At 71.2% G+C, this 19026-nt stretch carries 20 protein-coding genes; 9 read left to right on the forward strand and 11 right to left on the reverse strand.

The features are described from left to right. Positions 1-61: 61 nt before the first annotated feature. Complete coding sequence (locus tag ACFQS9_RS00175) at positions 62-829, forward strand: HAD-IIA family hydrolase (RefSeq protein ID WP_378400770.1); 768 nt, start codon at positions 62-64, stop codon at positions 827-829. A gap of 12 nt (positions 830-841) precedes the next feature. Here ACFQS9_RS00175 and ACFQS9_RS00180 read toward each other — a convergent pair whose 3' ends face one another. Genes ACFQS9_RS00180 through ACFQS9_RS00205 form a run of 6 tightly spaced genes read right to left on the reverse strand, consistent with a single transcriptional unit; the run spans position 842 to position 6628 of the window. Then, positions 842-2185 carry a bifunctional adenosylcobinamide kinase/adenosylcobinamide-phosphate guanylyltransferase gene (locus tag ACFQS9_RS00180; protein WP_378400319.1) on the reverse strand — a complete coding sequence of 448 codons (1344 nt, stop codon included), beginning with the start codon at positions 2183-2185 and terminating at the stop codon, positions 842-844. Then, a complete protein-coding gene (locus tag ACFQS9_RS00185) occupies positions 2185-2988 on the reverse strand; it encodes an ABC transporter ATP-binding protein (RefSeq protein WP_378400321.1) in 804 nt (267 codons plus the stop codon). The genes ACFQS9_RS00180 and ACFQS9_RS00185 overlap by 1 nt, the downstream gene beginning before the upstream one ends. Then, positions 2985-4079 carry a FecCD family ABC transporter permease gene (locus tag ACFQS9_RS00190; protein ID WP_378400323.1) on the reverse strand — a complete coding sequence of 365 codons (1095 nt, stop codon included), beginning with the start codon at positions 4077-4079 and terminating at the stop codon, positions 2985-2987. Before ACFQS9_RS00190 ends, ACFQS9_RS00185 begins: the two co-directional genes overlap by 4 nt. Continuing rightward, positions 4004-4975, reverse strand: a complete 972-nt coding sequence (locus tag ACFQS9_RS00195) for an ABC transporter substrate-binding protein (RefSeq protein WP_378400325.1) — start codon at positions 4973-4975, stop codon at positions 4004-4006. Before ACFQS9_RS00195 ends, ACFQS9_RS00190 begins: the two co-directional genes overlap by 76 nt. A gap of 22 nt (positions 4976-4997) precedes the next feature. Beyond that, positions 4998-6221 (reverse strand): O-succinylhomoserine sulfhydrylase, encoded by a 1224-nt coding sequence (locus ACFQS9_RS00200; RefSeq protein ID WP_378400327.1) that lies wholly within the window; start codon positions 6219-6221, stop codon positions 4998-5000. Continuing rightward, on the reverse strand, positions 6218-6628 hold the full coding sequence (locus tag ACFQS9_RS00205) for a rhodanese-like domain-containing protein (RefSeq protein ID WP_378400329.1): 411 nt from the start codon (positions 6626-6628) through the stop codon (positions 6218-6220). Before ACFQS9_RS00205 ends, ACFQS9_RS00200 begins: the two co-directional genes overlap by 4 nt. Before the next feature lie 290 nt (positions 6629-6918). Between ACFQS9_RS00205 and ACFQS9_RS00210 the strand changes: the two genes are divergently transcribed. After that, entirely contained in the window at positions 6919-8283 is a 1365-nt protein-coding gene (locus ACFQS9_RS00210) for an FAD-dependent oxidoreductase (protein WP_378400331.1), read from the forward strand. A gap of 81 nt (positions 8284-8364) precedes the next feature. After that, positions 8365-9102 (forward strand): amidohydrolase family protein, encoded by a 738-nt coding sequence (locus tag ACFQS9_RS00215; protein WP_378400333.1) that lies wholly within the window; start codon positions 8365-8367, stop codon positions 9100-9102. A gap of 13 nt (positions 9103-9115) precedes the next feature. On the opposite strand, the gene ACFQS9_RS00220 is transcribed toward ACFQS9_RS00215, so the two are convergent. Beyond that, positions 9116-9598, reverse strand: a complete 483-nt coding sequence (locus ACFQS9_RS00220; RefSeq protein ID WP_378400335.1) for a DUF456 domain-containing protein — start codon at positions 9596-9598, stop codon at positions 9116-9118. A 59-nt stretch (positions 9599-9657) separates the two neighbouring features. Here ACFQS9_RS00220 and ACFQS9_RS00225 point away from each other — a divergent pair, with 59 nt between their 5' ends. After that, positions 9658-10086, forward strand: a complete 429-nt coding sequence (locus tag ACFQS9_RS00225; RefSeq protein WP_378400337.1) for a hypothetical protein — start codon at positions 9658-9660, stop codon at positions 10084-10086. Positions 10087-10089: 3 nt separating this feature from the next. Here ACFQS9_RS00225 and ACFQS9_RS00230 read toward each other — a convergent pair whose 3' ends face one another. After that, positions 10090-10470 carry a VOC family protein gene (locus ACFQS9_RS00230; protein WP_378400339.1) on the reverse strand — a complete coding sequence of 127 codons (381 nt, stop codon included), beginning with the start codon at positions 10468-10470 and terminating at the stop codon, positions 10090-10092. A gap of 142 nt (positions 10471-10612) precedes the next feature. Between ACFQS9_RS00230 and ACFQS9_RS00235 the strand changes: the two genes are divergently transcribed. Continuing rightward, positions 10613-11710 carry a CaiB/BaiF CoA transferase family protein gene (locus tag ACFQS9_RS00235; protein WP_378400341.1) on the forward strand — a complete coding sequence of 366 codons (1098 nt, stop codon included), beginning with the start codon at positions 10613-10615 and terminating at the stop codon, positions 11708-11710. A 136-nt stretch (positions 11711-11846) separates the two neighbouring features. Further along, a complete protein-coding gene (locus ACFQS9_RS00240) occupies positions 11847-12848 on the forward strand; it encodes a hypothetical protein (protein ID WP_378400343.1) in 1002 nt (333 codons plus the stop codon). Positions 12849-12907: 59 nt separating this feature from the next. Here the strand turns inward: ACFQS9_RS00240 and yczR are convergent, their stop codons facing one another. Continuing rightward, entirely contained in the window at positions 12908-14401 is a 1494-nt protein-coding gene (gene yczR, locus ACFQS9_RS00245) for a MocR-like transcription factor YczR (RefSeq protein WP_378400345.1), read from the reverse strand. A gap of 84 nt (positions 14402-14485) precedes the next feature. On the opposite strand from yczR, the gene ACFQS9_RS00250 reads away from it, so the two are divergent. Both ACFQS9_RS00250 and ACFQS9_RS00255 read left to right on the forward strand, forming a co-directional pair. Further along, positions 14486-14719: a hypothetical protein gene (locus tag ACFQS9_RS00250; protein WP_378400349.1), complete on the forward strand. Its 234-nt coding sequence runs from the start codon at positions 14486-14488 to the stop codon at positions 14717-14719. Between the two features lie 95 nt (positions 14720-14814). Beyond that, the gene (locus ACFQS9_RS00255; protein ID WP_378400351.1) at positions 14815-15360 is read left to right on the forward strand and encodes a methylated-DNA--[protein]-cysteine S-methyltransferase; all 546 of its coding nucleotides are present in this window, start codon (positions 14815-14817) and stop codon (positions 15358-15360) included. 31 nt (positions 15361-15391) lie between these two features. Here ACFQS9_RS00255 and ACFQS9_RS00260 read toward each other — a convergent pair whose 3' ends face one another. Further along, the gene (locus ACFQS9_RS00260; RefSeq protein WP_378400355.1) at positions 15392-16189 is read right to left on the reverse strand and encodes a DUF5602 domain-containing protein; all 798 of its coding nucleotides are present in this window, start codon (positions 16187-16189) and stop codon (positions 15392-15394) included. 135 nt (positions 16190-16324) lie between these two features. Continuing rightward, positions 16325-17176: a lytic transglycosylase gene (locus ACFQS9_RS00265; RefSeq protein ID WP_378400356.1), complete on the reverse strand. Its 852-nt coding sequence runs from the start codon at positions 17174-17176 to the stop codon at positions 16325-16327. Between the two features lie 145 nt (positions 17177-17321). Between ACFQS9_RS00265 and ACFQS9_RS00270 the strand changes: the two genes are divergently transcribed. Next, positions 17322-19016: a tyrosinase family protein gene (locus tag ACFQS9_RS00270; protein WP_378400358.1), complete on the forward strand. Its 1695-nt coding sequence runs from the start codon at positions 17322-17324 to the stop codon at positions 19014-19016. Positions 19017-19026: the final 10 nt, after the last annotated feature.

Here is a 19026-nt window from a genome sequence, read left to right on the forward strand (position 1 = left end):
ACGCACGGGTCACAATTGACCCGTGACCACCGACGAACAGAGCACCGGCTGGACCTACCTCATGGACATGGACGGGGTCCTCGTCCACGAGGATCACCTGATCCCGGGGGCCGACGCGTTCCTGGCCGAGCTGCAGGCGGCGGACACCCCGTTCGTCGTGCTGACCAACAACTCGATCCGCACCCCCCGCGACCTGCGCGCCCGCCTCGTGCAGACCGGCCTCGACATCCCCGAGGAGGCGATCTGGACCTCCGCGCTGGCGACCGCGACCTTCCTGCGCAATCAGCGGCCGAACGGCAGCGCCTACGTGGTCGGGGAGTCCGGCTTGACGACCGCGCTGCACGACATCGGGTACGTGCTCACCGACCGGGACCCGGACTACGTGGTGCTGGGCGAGACCCGCACGTACTCGTTCGAGGCGATCACCACCGCGATCCGTCTGATCGAGCGCGGCGCCCGGTTCCTGGCCACCAACCCGGACGCGACCGGCCCCTCGCGCGAGGGTTCGCTGCCCGCGACGGGCTCGGTGGCGGCGCTGATCACCAGGGCCACCGGGCGCGAGCCGTACTACGTCGGCAAGCCGAACCCGCTGATGATGCGGTCGGCGCTGCGGGCGATCGGGGCGCACTCCGAGCACACCCTGATGATCGGCGACCGGATGGACACCGACGTCGTCTCCGGCCTCGAGGCGGGACTGCAGACGATCCTGGTGCTCACCGGCATCTCCACCCGCGCGTCGGTCGAGATGTTCCCCTATCGGCCGACGCTGGTGATCGAATCGGTGGCCGACCTGGTGGGGCGCACCGGGGACCCGTTCGCCTCCGCCTGAGCGCCGAGGCGGTCAGCGGAGCGACACCGGCCGGCCGGCGACGAGGAGCACCACCGACTCGGACTCGGCGGCGACCGCGGAGTTGAGGCGGCCGAGGGCATCCCGGAAGCGGCGGCCGGAGGCGGTGGCGGGAACGACACCACTGCCGACCTCGTTGCTGACGGCGACGACCGGCACGGCGACGGAACGCCAGGCCGATACCAGCTCCTCGACGTCGGACCACACCGCCGCCCAGCCCGATTCGTCGTCCCACGCGCCGTGCGCGTCGATGCGCCGGGCCAGCCAGGTGCCGAGGCAGTCCAGGAGCACCGGCCCCTGCGCGCCGCGCAGCGCCGCCGCGACGTCCTCGGTCTCGACGGTGCGCCAGGGCGCCGGGCGCGAGGCCCGGTGCGCGGCGATCCGCGCGGCCCAGTCCGCGTCGCCGTCGGCCGGTCCGCCGGTCGCCAGGTAGGTGACGTCGTCGCGGTCGGCGAGCAGACGCTGCGCGTGGGTGGACTTGCCGGCCCGCGCGCCGCCGAGCACCAGCGTCCGGTGCGGCAGCACACCTTTCGGCCCCGGCTCCCCGACCACGACGACCGTGCCGTCGTCGACGACGCGGACTCCCCACGGCCGCACCCGCTCCGGCAGGTCGACCGGGTTGTGATGACCCAGGTGGACGGCGAGGACATCGGTGCCCTCGACGATCGCCCCGGCCTCGCGCAGCGCCGCCACCGCCCGCGGGAACGTGGACAGGTCGAGGTGGTCGGGTTCGTGGTCGACGAGGTCCCCGAACGTCTCCTCCAGGAACACCGCGTCGTAGCGGGCGCCACGCACCGCCGCCAGCGTATCGGCCGGAAGCGGGCCGGTATCGGTGGCCCACAACAGCTTCCGGCCGTCCGGGCCGACGACCTCGTACAGCACCGAATCGCCGTCGCGGAGCACCCGGTGCGCGGCAGGCAGCACCCGCACACGGTGCCCGCCCACCGTCAGCGCGTCCCCCGGGGCGACCGGCACCCACCGGATGGGGTCGCCGGGCGCGACCCAGTCCCGGCACAGGTCCAGCGCCTCCGGTGGCCCCACCACGTCGAGCGGATCCCGGCGCCCGGCCCACGATCGCATCAGCAAGGCCAGGGGCCCGAGGTGGTCGGGGTGGGCGTGGGTGAGCAGAATGTGCCGCACCCCGGCCAGCGACCGTCCCGCCGCGACCGCGGCGCGCGGCACCTCCGGCCCGCAGTCGAGCAGCAGCACGTCGTCGACGAGCGCGGCGGTCTGCGCGCGGGACTCGCCGCGCGCCAGCAGGGTCAGGCAGGAGACGCAGCCGCAGAACGGATTCGGCCAGCCGTCGGCGGCACCGGTGCCCAGCAGCACGACCTCCATCAGGTCTCCCCGCCCGCGTCGGATGCCCCCGCACGCATCCCGACCGGCAGCACCACCGGCCCGTCCGGGCGTTCGAGCACCTCGACGCGCGCCCCGTAGACGGCGGCGATCCGGTCCGCGCGCAGCACCTCGGCGGGGGTGCCGTCGGCGACCACCCGGCCGCCATCGAGCATCACGATCCGGCGACCGTACTGTCCGGCGAGCGTGAGGTCGTGCATCGCCGCGACCACCGAGATGCCGTCCGCGGTCACCAGGCCCCGCACCAGGTCCAGCACCTGCTGCTGGTGGCCGATGTCGAGGGCGCTGGTGGGCTCGTCGAGCAGCAGGACCCGCGGCTGCTGCGCCAGCGCCCGCGCCAGCACCACCCGCTGCAGCTCGCCCCCGGACAGCGCGGTCACCGGCCGCCGGGCCAGCGCGCCGAGGTCGAGCCTGTCGATCACGCGGTCGACCACCTCCCGGTCGCGGGCGGTCTCGGTACCGAACCGCGGCACATGCGGCGTGCGGCCGAGCCCGATCAACTCCGCCACCGAGACCCCGTCCGGCACCACCGGCCGCTGCGGCATCAACGCCACCGCCCTCGACATCGCCCGCCGGGGTGCCCGCGCCGGGTCCAGCCCCGCGACCGACACCGCACCCGCAGACGGCACCACGCCCGCCAACGCGTGCAGGAGGGTCGTCTTGCCCGCCCCGTTCGGCCCGACCACCGCGACCCATTCACCCTGCCCGACAGCGAGATCCACCCCGTCGAGCACGGTGAACCCGCCGCGGTCGACCCGCAGTCCCGAGCACTCGACCGCGCTCACAGCGCACCCCTCCCGCGCCGGAGCACCAGCAGGAAGAACGGAGCCCCGATCGCGGCCGTGACGACCCCGATCGGCAGTTCGGCCGGGGACATCGCGGTCCGCGCCACGACGTCCGCGAGCACGAGGAAGGCGGCACCGAGCAGGAGCGAGAGCGGCAACAGCAGTCGATGGCCGGGGCCGACCACGAGCCGGATGGCGTGCGGGACCACGATGCCGACGAAGCCGATCAGCCCGCTCACCGAGACCACCGCGGCGGTCCCCAGCGTCGCGGCGGCCACCAGCGTCAGCCGTACCCGCGCCGGGTGGACGCCCAGGCTCGCCGCCTCCACGTCGCCGACCGCCATCACGTCGAGGACCCGGCGGTGCAGGCCGATCACCGCGGCGGCCACCACCACGTAGGGCAGCACCACCGCGACCTCGGTCCAGCCGTCGGTACCGAGGCTGCCGAGCAGCCAGTGATACACCTGCCGCAGGGTGTCGTCGTTGCGCTGCTGCAGGAAGGTCTGCACGGCGTTGGCGAACGCGGCGACCGCGACGCCGGCGAGGATGATCACGACCTCGCTGCGGGCACCGCCGACCCCGCGGCCGAGCGAGTACGTCGCCGCCACCGCGACGATGCCGCCGACGAACGCGGCGACCGGTACCCCGGCGGTCCCCAGCGCGGCCCCCGAGACGATCGCGACGGTCGCACCGAGGCCCGCACCGCTGGAGACGCCAAGCAGGAAGGGATCGGCCAGCGGGTTGCGGAACACCCCCTGATAGGCGGCGCCTGCGAGGGCGAGGGTGGCGCCGACCACCGCGCCGAGCACCACCCGCGGCAGCCGGATCTGCCACAGGATCGCGTGCTGCTGCGCGGTCAGCCCCGAGTCGATCCGGACCCCGGGGATCGCGTCGAGCAGGTCGAGGACGACTCCGCGCACCGTCAACCCGGCGGGCCCGGTCAGCACGCCGATCAGCAGGGCCGCCGCGAGCGCCAGGACGGCGGCGGCGAGGACGAGCGTGCGCCCGGTCCGGCTCACCCGACCGGAGCCGGGACGGTCGCGACCGCGGCGCCGATGTCGCGCACCAGGTCCACCACCCGTGGCCCCCATCGGCTGGCGACGTCCGCGTCGAGCACGCGCACCTGCCCGGCGCGGACCGCGGTCATGCCCGCCCAGCCGGGGCGCGCGGCGACCCGCTCCGGCGTGACGCCGCAGCACTGACCGTCGGCCAGGAAGATCAGATCCGGGTCCGCCTCGACGACGTACTCCGCGGACAGCTGCGGATACGCCTCGCCGCCGTCGGCGATGCTCGCCAGCCCGAACAGGCCGTAGACCTCGCCGAGGAAGCTGTCGTCGGAGACGGTGTAAAGCGTGTCGTCGAGTTCGTGGAAGTAACGCAGCGGCCCGGCGCGCTCGGGCACCGCCGCCACCGCCGCGTCGACCTCGGTGCGCATCGAGGCGACCAGGGCGGTCGCCTCCGGCAGGTGCCCGGTCGCGGCACCGATCCGCTCGATCTGCGCGTACGCCTCATCGAGGTCCGCCGCGGCCGGCAGCAGCAGGGTCGGCACGCCCGCCGCCCGCAGTCCGGACACCAGGCCCCCGACGTCGTCCATCGCGATCACCAGGTCGGGTGTGTAGCCGATGATGGCCTCGACGTTCGGTGAGTACCCGGACAGCGCGGTGGTCGGCACGCCGGGCGGGTGGTCGGACTGGTCGTCGACCGCGACGACCTGCTCGCCGGCCCCGACCGCCCACAGCGTCTCCGTCGCCGAGGGGCTCAGCGAGACGACGGCGCCGGGACGGGCGTCGATGGTCACCTCGGTGGCCGCGCCCGACGGACCGGATGCCACCGTCACCGGGAAGGTGCCGTCGCCACCGCCCCCGGACCCGGTCGGCTCGGCCGGGTCCGATGAGCAGGCGCTCGCGAAGGCGACGGCCACGGCGATGACCGCCGCGGCCACACGGAGCCGGCGGGCGGGCGCCGTTCGTGGAAAACGTTCCGGCACAGCCGACCTCCGTTGTGTGTGGCTAGCCCAGGGCGTTCTCGAGATCCGCGAGCAGGTCCGCGGTGTCCTCGAGCCCGACGGACAACCGGACCACGCCGTCGGTGAGCCCCACAGCCGCACGGCCCTCCGGGCCCATCGCGCGGTGCGTGGTGGTGGCCGGGTGGGTGATCAGCGACTTGGCGTCGCCGAGGTTGTTCGAGATGTCGACCACCCGCAGCGCGTCGAGCACCTCGAAGGCCCGCTTCTTGGCCTCGCCCTCCGGAGCATCGAGCTCGAACGTGACGACGGTGCCGCCGCCGCTCATCTGCCGCTTGGCCAGCTCGTGCTGCGGATGCGACTCCAGGTACGGGTACTTCACCCAGCGCACCGCCCTGTGCTCCTCGAGGAACCGGGCGATCTGGAGCGCCGAGTCCACCGAGTGCCGCACTCGCACGGGCATGGTCTCGAGCCCCTTGAGCAGCGTCCACGCGTTGAACGGGCTCAGCGCGGGGCCGGTGTGCCGCATCAGGTTCTGCACCGGACCCTCGATGTAGTCCTTGGGGCCGAGGATCGCGCCGCCGAGCACCCGGCCCTGGCCGTCGATGTGCTTGGTGCCGGAGTACACCACGATGTCGGCACCCAGGTCGAGGCTGCGCTGCAGCAGCGGGGTGGCGAAGACGTTGTCCAGCACCACCTTTGCGCCCGCCGCATGCGCGAGCTCCGCGACCCGCGGGACGTCCACGAGCGACTGCATCGGATTCGACGGGGTCTCGAAGAACACCGCGGTGGTCGGCACCGACAGCGCCTGCTCCCACTGCTCGAGGTCCTCGCCGTCGACGAAGACGGTCTCCACGCCCCAGCGCGGCAGGATCTCGTTGCACACCACGAAGCAGGAGCCGAACAGGCTGCGCGCGGCGACCAGCCGATCCCCCGCCTTCAGCAGCGCACCGAGCGCGGTGAACACCGCCGACATGCCGCTGGCGGTGCCGAAGCAGGCCTCGGCACCCTCGATCAGGCGCAGCCGCTCCTCGAACATCTTCACGGTCGGGTTGCCGTACCGGGAGTAGACGAAGTGGTCGACCTCCCCGGTGAACGCCTGCTCGGCCGCGCCCGCCGACTCGTAGACGAAGCCGGAGTTGAGGAACAGCGCCTCGGACGTCTCCTCGAACCCGGTGCGCATGACGCCGCCGCGCACGCCGAGCGTGCCGAGACCGACATCCGGCGGGAGCTCGCGGTGGAAGGCCCCGCCTTGCGGGATGCCGCTCACGACTGCCGCCACGGGAGGCCGAGCGCGCGCCAGCCGACCGCCCCGCGGTGGCCGTTCGCGTCGATGCCGCCCTCGAAGCCGTCGAGGACGTTGTAGGACGGCTCGATCCCGGCCGCGGTCGCGGCCTCGGCCGCACCGATGGAGCGCTGACCGGACCGGCACAGGAACACCACGGGTCCCTTGCCGGTGATACCGGCCTCCTTGAGATGGTCGACGAAGTTGTCGTTCCTGGCCCCTCGCACGCTCACCCACTCGATGAACACCGGATGTTTGCCGAGCTCAGAGGTGTCGGGAACACCCACGAACTTCCACTCGGCGTCGGTGCGGACATCCACGAGGACCGCCTCCGGATGCTCGCGCAGCAGGTCCCATGCCTGCTGCGGGGTGATGTCGCCTGCGTAGCTCATGGCATCAGTTTTTCACAGCCGGTGAAACTGTTCACGCTGCGGCAGCCAGCTTGACGTTGCCCGATCCCCTGGCGAGGGACACAAGCAACGGTTGTGACCCCCCAACCGGGGGCTGCCTAGCGGCGGGGCGCCGGAGGGCGCAGGATTGACAGTTGCGGTTCGAGGCTCTTGCCTCGGACGACCGGTCGGAGTGTGCTTAGCCTAAGCTGGAAGCCGACCGGTGGGCCCGAGAACGGCCTGACCATGCTCATCACCGACCGTCCGCACATCGAAAAGGTAGTTCGCTCCCGATGACTCAGACCCGTCCTTTGCGCGTGGCCATCGTTGGTGCCGGCCCTGCCGGTATCTACGCCGCCGACGCCCTCATGAAGTCCGATACGGCCTCCGGACGCGGCGTGTCGATCGACCTGTTCGAGCGGATGCCCGCCCCGTTCGGCCTGATCCGCTACGGCGTCGCCCCCGACCACCCGCGGATCAAGGGCATCATCACCGCCCTGCACAAGGTCCTCGACAAGCCGCAGGTCCGCCTGCTCGGCAACATCGACTACGGCACCGACATCACCCTCGACGACCTGCGCACCTTCTACGACGCGGTCATCTTCTCCACCGGCGCCAACGCCGACCGCGCCCTGAACATCCCGGGCATCGAGCTCGACGGCAGCTACGGCGCCGCCGACTTCGTCTCCTGGTACGACGGCCACCCCGACGTCCCCCGCGAGTGGCCGCTGCAGGCCGAGAAGGTCGCGGTCCTGGGCGTCGGCAACGTCGCGCTCGACATCGCGCGCGTGCTCGCCAAGACCGGCGACGAGCTGCTGCCGACCGAGATCCCGGCCAACGTCTACGAGGGCCTGAAGAACAACAAGGCCGTCGAGGTCCACGTCTTCGGGCGCCGCGGGCCGGCCCAGGCCAAGTTCACGCCGCTGGAGCTGCGCGAACTGGACCACTCGCCCACCATCGAGGTCATCGTCGACCCCGAGGACATCGACTACGACGAGGGCTCCGAGGCCGCGCGCCGCGGCTCCAAGCAGGTCGACATGGTCGCCAATACCCTGCAGGACTGGGCCATCCGCGACCAGGGCAACCGCCCGCACAAGCTGTTCCTGCACTTCTTCGAGTCGCCCACCGAGGTGCTCGGCGAGGACGGCAAGGTCGTCGGATTGAGAACCGAGCGAACTGAGCTTGATGGCACCGGCAACGTCCGTGGCACCGGCAAGTTCAACGACTGGGACGTCCAGGCGGTCTACCGTGCCGTCGGCTACCTGTCGCAGAACATCGCGAAGCTGCCGTTCGACGACCAGGCCGGCACGGTTCCCAACGAGGCGGGCCGGGTCATCGGCGACGACGGCAACCACATCGCCGGCACCTACGTCACCGGCTGGATCAAGCGCGGCCCGGTCGGCCTGATCGGCCACACCAAGGGCGATGCCAACGAGACCATCGCCTGCCTGCTCGAGGACGCCCCGAACTTCGAGGGCGCACAGCAGCCCGAGGAGGACGCGGTCGTGACGTTCCTCGAGGGCAAGCAGATCCCGTTCACCACCTGGGACGGCTGGTACCGCCTGGACGCGCACGAGCGTTCCCTCGGCGAGCCCGAGGGCCGCGAGCGCATCAAGGTCGTCGAGCGGGAAGACATGCTGCGCGCCTCGAAGCAGTAGGTTTTCGAGTTCGAGGTGGCGTTCGGCCCGCTGAGCGGGCCGAACGCCACACTTTTTTCACCGACAAGGCATGCTCTTACAGTGTTTGACGCCCACGTACACATCATCGACCCCCGGTTCCCACTGGTGGAGAACGACGGCTACCTGCCGGAACCGTTCACCATCGCCGACTATCGCGCCCGGGTCGACGGCTTCGGCGTGGACGGCGGTGCGGTGGTGACCGCGTCGTATCAGGGCACCGATCAGGCCTACCTCGTCGCCGCGCTGCAGGAGCTCGGCCCCGGCTGGGTGGGCGTGACCCAGCTCGCCGAGGACGCCACCGACGAGGACATCGTCGCCCTCGACAAGGCGGGCGTGCGGGCACTGCGCTTCAACCTGCGCCGCAGCGCCACCGACCTGAAGCTGCTGGCCACGCAGGCGCAGCGGGCCTGGGACCTGGTCGGCTGGCACGCGGAGTTCTACGTGGACGCGGCACTGCTGCTGTCCCTGGAACCGGTGTTCAAGAAGCTGCCCGCCGTCAGCATCGACCACCTCGGCATGTCCACCAGGGGCCTGCCCTACCTCCTGAACCTGGTCGACCGCGGCGTCAAGGTGAAGGCCACCGGCTTCGGCCGGGCCACGATCGACGACGTCGGCGACGCGTTGCGGCGCATCCACGCGGTGAACCCGGAGTCGTTGATGTTCGGCACCGACCTGCCCGGGACCCGGGCCCGGCGGGCCTTCGAGGCCGCGGACCTCGACATCGTCGCGGCAGCGGTGGGCGACGACCTCGAGGCCGTGCTCGGCGGCAACGCCCGCGCCTGGTACCGGCTCACCTGACCGGCGCCGGTCGCTACGCGAAGATCGCCGCCGTCAGCCAGACCCCGGCCGCCAGCAGCGCGCCGAGCAACTCGACGAGGATCGACAATCCGACGGCCTTCGTGGCGTGCACGGTCGACGTCCAGGCGTCGGAGTGTGTGCGGTGCCGCTGCACCTCCGCGAGGTAGGTGCCGAGCAGGAACCCGATCAGCAGGCCGACGACCGGTATCACGAAGAAACCGACGATGCCGAGCAGCGCGCCCGCGACCAGCGACCGCTTGGGCACGCCGGCGTCGCGCATCCGGCGGCCCGGCCAGGTGTACTTGACGACACCCGACACCACCAGCAGCACGGCCGCCGCGGCGAACACCGCCCACCCGGTACCGGTGCCCTCGAGGATCGCCCAGACCGCGATGGCCCCCAGGATCAACAGGGCACCGGGCAGGATCGGCAGCACGACCCCCACCAGTCCCACCACGATCGCCAACCCGATCAGGACCTCGACACCGACGCTCACGGGCCATACTGTGCCAGACCGCCGCCCGGCACCGATTCCGTGCATTGCACACTGTCCGGATGGACCTGGGGATCGACACCACGCTCACGCTGCTCGCCGCCGGGCTCATCTTCCTGCTCGCGCTCGGGCTCGGCGTGTGGAAGTACCGGCAGATGGCGCTGTCCGAGAACCACCTCGCGCACCCGTACGTGGACATCGCGCACCGAGCGGCATTGATGTACTCCTTCGCCACCCTGCTGATCGCGGTGTTCGTCGAGCTCAGCGCCTGGTCGACGTGGGTGAACCTGACGGCGGCCGCGGTATCGGTGTTCTTCTTCGTCGCCGCGATCGCGAGCTACATCGCGCACGGCGCCAAGCGCGACACCACCAACCAGTTCGCGCACCCGGACCGTGGGCTGCGCCTGGCGATGATCGCGCTGATCGTCGGCGAGATGGGTGGCTTCGCGGTGCTACTGGCCGGGTTCGTCCGCGGACAGCTGCTCGGCTGACCGCTACGCCGGGACCTGGTGCAGCGACAGCACGTTCGCGTGCGGGTCCCGGAACCAGGCGATCCGGGTGCCGTCCGGCCCCGTCCAGGCGTCGTGCTCGTCCTGGTCCAGGCCCGGATACCGGCTGAACTCCACCCCCTTGGACCGCAGTTCCTCGACCGCCGCGTCCAGATCGTCCATCTGCCACCCGAGCACGGTGTACCCGGCGTCCTCCTTCGACTGGACGAGGGTGATCCGGAGCTCGACCCCGTTCCCGCCGTCGACCACCAGGGCGAACGGGGTCCGCTCGGTGAGGGTGAGCCCCAGCGTGTCCACGTAGAACATCGCCGAGACGTCGAGGTCCGTGCTGGGCGCGAACGCCACGAGTCGACCGGGGAAGGCCATGGATTCACTCTGCTCGGCCGGTCGCGAACAGGCAAGACCCCCTCTCGCCGGAGACGATCAGTGACCCGCAGCACACCTCCCCGCACCCACGGGTTAACGTCTGTTAATTCACGCCACACCGTGCCCAGAACGAGGAGAATCCGTGTCCGCAGAAGACGTAAGGAAAGGCCCGCTCGCGGGCGTCCGCGTGGTCGAACTGGCAGGCATCGGGCCGGGACCGCACGCCGCGCTGCTGCTCGCCGACCTCGGCGCCGATGTCGTCCGGGTGCAGCGCGCCGGGATGATCCCCGGCCCCGACAAGCGTCACGACCAGACCCAGCGCGGCCGCCGGATCGTCGAGGCCAATCTCAAGGACCCGGCCGACATCGAGAAGGTCCTCGGCCTGCTCGAGCGCGCCGACGTGCTGATCGAGGGCTTCCGGCCCGGCGTCACCGAGCGGATGGGGCTCGGCCCCGACGCGGTCCTCGAGCGCAACCCGCGCCTGGTCTACGGCCGGATGACCGGCTGGGGCCAGGAGGGACCGCTCGCCCAGTCCGCCGGCCACGACATCAACTACATCTCCCTGACCGGCGTGCTACACGCCATCGGCCGCCAGGGCGAGCGCCCGGTGCCGCCGCTGAACATGGTCGGCGACTTCGGCGGCGGCTCGATGTTCCTGGTGTTCGGCATCCTCGCCGCCCTCGTCGAGCGGCAGAACTCCGGCAAGGGCCAGGTCGTGGACGCCGCGATGGTCGACGGCACCCTCGCCCTCTCGCACATGATCTGGAGCTTCCGCGGACAGGGACTGTGGTCGGACGAGCGCGGCGTCAACATGCTCGACACCGGTGCGCCCTACTACGACACCTACGAGACCGCGGACGGCAAGTACATGGCCGTCGGCGCGATCGAGCCGCAGTTCTACGCGGTGCTGCTCCACGGACTGGGGCTCGATCCCGCCGAGCTGCCCGCCCAGAACGACACGAGCGCGTGGCCGGAGCTGCGGAAGGTCTTCACCGAGCGCTTCCTGTCCAAGACCCGCGACGAGTGGACTGCGATCTTCGACGGCACCGACGCCTGCACCACCCCGGTGCTGACCTTCGCCGAGGCGCCCGACAACGCGCACATCGCGGCCCGCGGGTCGCTCGTCGAGCTCGACAAGGTCACCCAGCACCGCCCGGCGCCGCGGTTCTCCCGCACCGAGACGGGTATCCCCACCCCGCCGCCGATCGCGGCCGTCGACGCCGCCGACCTCTGGCAGTAATGCGGCTGCGCCGCAGTGGTGCGGTTACGGAGTGCCGGCACTCCGTAACCGCACCACTGCGCACTCATCCACAGGCCCCGCTGATTCCCCAGGTCACCGGAACGAGTAGGGCCGCGCCTCGTGGCACGGTCGTCCGATGGACAGCATCGAGTTCCAGGCGCTCCTCGACGCGCAACACGGGCTGCTCAGCTCGGCGCAACTGCGCCGGTTCGGCTATCCCTGGCATCGCGTCCGGCATCAGGTCGACAGCGGCCACTGGTTGTCGGTCCTGCGCGGCGTCATCTCGGTGAGCAACGGACCGCTGACCCGACCGATGATCGTGAGCGCGGCGCTGGTCTACGGCGGCCCGCAGGCGATCCTCAGCCACCAGAGTGCGCTCGAGCACTGGGGCATGATCGGCGAGCCGCCCGGGCCGATCCACATCACGGTGCCGCGGAAGCACTCCGCGATCGCGCAACCCCCGACCGTGCGCCCCACGACCGCACGACCTGCCGCCCACATCGGGGAGATTCTCCACCCGGGCGTGGTCGTGCACCGGTCCGTCGCGATCAAGCACCTCCGCGTCGACCGAGACGTCCCCGTGGCCTCGGCGGCGTCGTGCGTGATCGACGTCGCGGTCGCGGAACCAACCGCCAGGCAGGCGATGTCCGCGTTCACCGCGCTGGCCACCAATGGTCGGATCCCCCTGCGACACCTGAGGGAACAGCTGGAATTGCGCAGGCCCCGCCGCTATCGCCGGGCGTTGAACGACGCAATGACCCTGCTGGCCGACGGGGTCCAATCCGCGCTCGAATACGAGTACGCGGTCGATGTCGAACGGGCGCACGGACTCCCGACAGCGCGCCGTCAGGGGCCGGTGGTCGTCGACGGCCGCACCCTCTACGAGGATGTCGAGTACGACGAGTTCGGTGCCGCTCTGACCGTTCGCCTCGACGGCCGGGCCACCCATTCGATGGCCGAGGTCGCGTTTCGGGATCGCCGCCGCGACAACGCCGCCGAGCTCGCCGGCCGGCCACGCTTGGTCTTCGGCTACCCCGAGACCCACGACGACCCGTGCGGGGTCTTCGCCGAGGTCCGCACCGTCCTGGTCCGCGAGGGCTGGACCGACCGCTCGCACCCGTGCCCGCGATGCGCCTAGCGCTGTGGTGCGGTTGCGGAGAGTCCGCACTCCGCAACCGCACCACTGCGCTACGCGCATCAGATCACCAGGGCCGGGCGTTCCACGTCCACGCCCCCGGAGAGTGCGCGGTAGGCGGCGGCGATGCCGGTCACCGCGGCGGCGAGCTCGCCCTCGCTGCGGGCGTACGGCAGCCGGATGTACCGCTCGAACGCGCCCTCGAGCCCGAACCGGGGGCCGGCCGCCAGCAGCACCCCGTGATAGGGCGAGGTGGCCGCGAGCGCGGTCGACATCGGCGCGGGCAGCTGCATCCACAGCGCCATGCCGCCGCTGCCCGGGGTGCACCGCCAGTCCGGCAGCTCGGTCGCGACCGCGTCGAGCAGCACTGCCCGCTGCCTGCGCAGCTGCTCGCGACGCTCCGGGAGCACCTCGTCCTCGACCTCGAGCATCGACACGGCGGCCAACTGCTCGACCACCGCGGTGCCCAGGTCGAGGGCGGAGCGCGATGCGGCGAGAGCACTGATCAGCGGGGCCTCCGCCCGGATCCAGCCGATCCGTAGCCCCGACCAGAACGCCTTGGACGTCGAGCCGATGGTGACGATGTCCGCCCGCACACCGCCCCGCCCGAACGCGGCGACCGGTGTCGGGGTCGGCTCGTCCAGACCCAGGTCGGCCATGGTCTCGTCGACGATGAGCGTCATCCGGGTGTCCCGGGCGATCGCGACCAGTTCGGCGCGGCCCTCGTCGTCGAGGCAGAAGCCCGTCGGGTTGTGGAAGTCCGGCACCAGGTACGCGAGCTTGGCCGCGGTCTGCCGTGCGGTGCTGCGGATTCCGTCCAGGTCCCAGCCCCTGGTCTCCTGCCGGACCGCCACCGGTACCGGCCGGGCCCCCATCCTCTTGATCGCCTCGATGGCGTTCGTATAGGTCGGGTGGTCGATGAGCACGCGCTCGCCCGGCGCCGCGAGCAGGCCCAGCACCAGGACCAGCGCGTGCTGCGCGCCCGCGGTGACCATGATCTGCTCGGGGGCGGTCGGCAGGCCGCGCCTGCGATACCGTTCGGCGATCGCCTCGCGCAGCACCGGCAGCCCGACCGGTTCGATGCCGTGCCCGCCGAGGTACGCGGGCAGCGCGTCGAGGGCCTCCGCGAATGCCCTCCGCATCGGCTCGACCGGCGCGGACATCGAGGCACACGTGAGGTCGATGACGGGATCCGTGCTCGTGCCACCGAAGGCGGAACCGCCGAACATCTTGCCGCGCAGCAGCTTCCCCGTGGCCCCCGACTCGGGTAGGGCGACGGTGCTTCGCGAGCCCTGCCTGCTGATGAGATATCCCTCGTCGCGGAGCACCGCGTACGCGGAGGTGATGGTGGTCCGGCTCAGTTCGAGCACGCCCGCGAGGTCGCGCTCGCTGGGCAGCGCCACCCCCAGCGGGATCCGCCCGTCGGCCACCAGCAACCGCACGCTGTCCGCCAACGCACGGTACGCGGGCCGGACGCTGCGGCGCCGGCTCCCCGACTCGTCGTCCTGCCACTTCCCGAGGTCACGCGCCAACGTGGTCGCGCCCATCACTCTCATATACCCAGCACCCTGATTGCCATGCAGTCCAGTATTCGCAAAGTGGATGTTTATTGCAATACCAGCGACGAGCACCATGGGAGCATGGTCGCAGCACTGATCCTCACCGTCCTGGCCCTCGGCTCCGTGGGCATGTTCGTCGCGGCACGTCGGTCGAACGGCGATCGAATCTTCCACCTCGACCAGTTCCGGCCCGCCGCACCGCTGGCCGGGCGCCTACCGGAGGAGCACGATGCGGCGCGCGCCTACCGCGACCTGCAGGCCGTGCAGGCACGCCACGAGGTCCACGTCGCCGACAGGGGCGCGCCGCATCACTGACCGATCCGCCAGACCAGTCCAGTTGCTCGCAACTGGACTGGTCAATCGGGCTGTATCTCGACGACCCGAGCGCGGACCCGGCGCATACTGGACCCGTGAGCGCACTCGGTTTCACCCTCTTCGACACCCCGATCGGCCGATGTGCGGTCGTGTGGGGTGAATCCGGGGTCGTGGGTTTTCAGCTACCCGAGGGCTCGGACGAGCTCACCCGCGAACGCTGCACGGAGCTCTTCCCCGACGCCGCCGAGCAGGATCCGGACTCGAGCCCGGACGCGCGGCGAGCGATCGACGGCGTCGCATCGCTGCTCGCGGGCGAACCCGATCCCCTCACCGACGTGCTGCTCGACCTGCGCGCGGTGCCGGCCTTCGACCGCCGGGTCTACGCGGTGACCCGGGAGATCGGGCCGGGTCAGACGCTCACCTACGGGGAGGTCGCCGCCAGGATCGGGAGCCCCGACGCCGCACAGGCCGTCGGACAGGCGTTGGGGCGTAACCCGATTCCGGTCCTGGTCCCGTGCCATCGGGTGTTGGCCGCGGGCGGGAAGACCGGCGGCTTCTCCGCGCACGGAGGCGCGGTCACCAAGCGCGCGCTGCTCACGATCGAGCACGCACCGGGATTCGACGAACCGACGCTGTTCTAGCGGGGGTACGGACCCGGGCCGCTGCGGGGCGTCAGGATTGTTCCCGGTGGGTCATCCCGGAGAGGGTGAAGACGTACTCGCCGGCCGCCTCGTCGAACGCGACGCTGTAGGAGGTCGGGTAGTAGCCGGATTCCTGGTAGGCCTGCGGCTGCTTGATGTCCTGCCGGAACGTCGGCTTGGTCAGCAACCAGTCCCGCGTCATCATCGGCTCCAGGAAGCTGTACTCGCCGTCCCAGGACCCGTTGATGAACACCTCGGTGAAGTCCATCCCCGGGGCCACACCGGCCGTCGAATCGAACCAGTGCGCTCCCATCTGCGGGATCGGAGGGAACGGCGCGGGCACATAGTCCTGCGGGACATATTGCGGGTCGGGCAGTATCGCGGCCTTTGCCTCGAACTCGGGGTCCGTCGGCACGATCGCGGCGACGTTCTCCTCGTTCATCATGAAGAAGTGCAAGTCGAAATGCGGCTTGTCGAAGATGCCGATCGGCTCGTGGCCGTGGTTGTTCCAGTCCAGCGTCGCGAACTCGAACGGAGTGCCGGACACCTGCTCCGGGAACTGCAGGTTGAAGACCTCGGCGGGTTTGCCCTCGTGCGTGGGCAGCCCGGCCAGCCCCGACTCGGTGAGCCGGACCCCGACCCCGGTGGGATTCCCGTCGGCGCCCAGCTCGACGAACGTTCGGGCGGTACCGTCCCCGATCCCCGTCGAGGGCCCGTAGAAGGTCCCGGAACCGTCTCCGCCGTCCTCGCTGCCGCATCCGGTGAGCGCCAGGCCCACACACGCCGCGAGTACGAGACCGCTCCTGCAGACACCTGACCGAGTACGCATACCGCACCTCGCGAGCCGAGTCGGGGAGAACCGCGTTTTCTGTAGCGTACGCGCGCACCGGTGCCGTCACGGGTGATCACGAGAACCGGGCGCCGGGTCCAGGAACGACCCGACGCCCCGTTGCGGCGCCTCGACCTACGGCGCGCCGAACATCAACAGACCGTCCTTGGTGCACTCGGGGAAGTTGTTCTCGCGCGGGTGGCAATCCCAGCCCCGCACGGTCGCGGCCTGCCCGGGCGCACCCGGTGTCGCGACGAACTCCTCCATGACGGTGAACGCCTCGCCGCAGCCGACGCGGCCCGCGGGGGTGCTGACGGCGACCAGGTTGAACGGGGTCGAGCCGATGCTGAACTGCCCACAGGTGACGTCCGGGACCTCCGGCTGGGGCGGCGGCGGGTTGCCGCCCGCGCCGGGGAAGTACGGGCCGACGCCCGGCTTGTCCGGCACGATCAGCACCTGACCCGGATAGATCACCGTGTCTACGCTCGGGAAACCGTTGAGCCGCAGGATCTCCCCGACGTCGCCACCGAACCGCAACGCCACGTCCGACAGGCTGCCGCCCGGCTCCACGACGTACGTCCTGGTACCGGGCGGGCGGCCGGGATCCGGTCCGGGCTTCCCGGAGACGTCGAGTACCTGACCCGGGTGGATCACCGAGCCGACGGTCAGTCCGTTCGCCTGCAGGAGGGCGCCGAGCGGAATTCCGAATCGGGCCGCGATGCCGGACAGGGTGTCGCCGGACGCGACGGTGTAGCGGGTCGGGTTCGGACCGGGAGGCGGGGTGGTCGGGGGCGCGGTCGTCGTGATCGGCGCCGCGGAGGTGATCGGCACCTCGGGCTCCACCGACGTGACCGGCACGTCGGGCACCGAGGACGACGGCACCGCGGTCGACGGTTCCGCCACGGCGGAACCCTCACCGCCGGACGAACAGCCACCCACCAACGACACGGTCACCGCGAGGGCGCCCACCCAGCCAATTCGATTCATTCGGCGACCCTAATCCACGCCGGACCGCTACCCGGACAGGCTCGGCGGCGAACAGGTAGCGCACTACGCGCGACCGCGGCGACGATCCACCGAAGAATCGACACCGCGTCACTGTCGATGTCCGAACCGTCGGGGAGCCCGCTCAATGATCGTTTCTGCACTGTTCCAGGGGGACGGCGTCCTCGCCGCAATCGCCGCTGGTCTCGACACTATGTCGCGGACCCGGAATGACGCCGGCGACGCGGTCGGGAAGATCCAGACGGCGCTGCGGTCATGGGATCCGGACAGCCTGCCCGTGCACGGGATCGACAAGTCGTACGGCGGCGAGACCGCCGCCGCGGTCCGCCGGTTCCAGATCAGCGTGCTCGGGACCCCGGCCGCGACGGCGACCGACGAGCTCGGTCCACGGACGGTGCTCGGGCTGGACCGGGTGCAGGCGGCGGTCGAGAACCCGCCGATGCCGTCGGCCGAACGGATCCGGCGCAACGTGTGGCGGCTGAGCACCGGCCGCGGCTGGGACCCGACCCTGCTCGCCTACGCCCACGCGGTCCGGACCATGAAGGCTCGCCCCGCCGACGACCCCACCAGTTGGGTCTTTCAGGCAAACCTGCACGGCACCTTCCGGACCGCCCTCGCCGACGCGGACCTCGGTCACGACGGCGACCGGTTCTTCCTGCCGTGGCATCGGATGTACCTGCACCACTTCGAACAGATCCTCCTCGACACGGTCATCGGCAACGGTGGACCCGCCGACTTCGCCCTCCCGTACTGGAACTACGGCAACCCCGAACCGCAGAGCACGCTCCCCTACCCCTTCCGCGACGTCGACCTCGCCCTGCCCGACGGCTCCCCGAATCCACTGGCGCTGCCCGCCCCGCTCCGCTCCGCCGAGGTGATGGCGGGAAATCCCCTGAGCCCCAGCATCACCTCGACGTTCACCGCGATGTGGCAGCCCTCCTTCTCCGGGGCGATGCGCACCGGTTTCTCCGGACAACTGCAGAACATTCCGCACGGTGCCGTGCACGGGGCGATCGGCGGCGACGCGGGAGCGGGTCCCGGGCCTGCCGGCAACGTGGCCCTGATGAGCAGCACCGACGCCGCTGCCCACGACCCGGTCTTCTGGCTGCACCACGCGAACCTCGACCGCCTGTGGGTGCAGTGGCTCGAGCGCCACGCCAACCCGACCGATGCGGCCTGGCTCGACGCCGAGTTCAGGTTCTTCGGCGCGGACGGCGAGCCCGTCACCAGTCGGGTCGGCGACGTGCTCGACCACGTGCGGGGGCTCGGTTATCGGTACGACGACCAGAGCGAGCAGGCCGCGCGGCCGCGCCGCCTGATCCCCGTCGCACCGAGTCCCTCGCTCGTGGCCGCCACCGCGGACCCGACCGAGGTGACCCGGCGCACCACGGCCTGGCTGACGGTGCCGGACGACTCGCGCCCGGCCATCGAACACGCCCCGGACACCGCCGCCGCCGCGGGCTTCGGTGCGGCACTGTTGACCGTGGATTTCCTTGCCGCCCAAAGGAACCCGGGAATCGTCTACCAGGTGTACCTGAACCTACCGGAGACCGAGACAGGCCCCCGAGCGGACCGGTACCTGGCCGGGACCTTCTCGCTGTTCGGTGTCGACGCCGACGGGAGCCTCGGATTCACGTTCGACATCACCACGCTCGTGCAGACGCTCGCGAGCGCCAAGCGGTGGGATCCGGCCGCGCTCAGCGTGACGGTGCAACCGGTGCGCCCGACCACCGGCGCGCACGCGGGCACCGTGGAATCCGGCGCGCCCGCGGAAACCGCGGTCCCCCTGCGGATCGGGCGCATCGGCCTGTACGTCGGCTGATGCGCCCGGG

The sequence above is a fragment of the Rhodococcus daqingensis genome (assembly GCF_042665615.1).
Taxonomy (GTDB): Bacteria; Actinomycetota; Actinomycetes; order Mycobacteriales; family Mycobacteriaceae; genus Rhodococcus_G; species Rhodococcus_G daqingensis.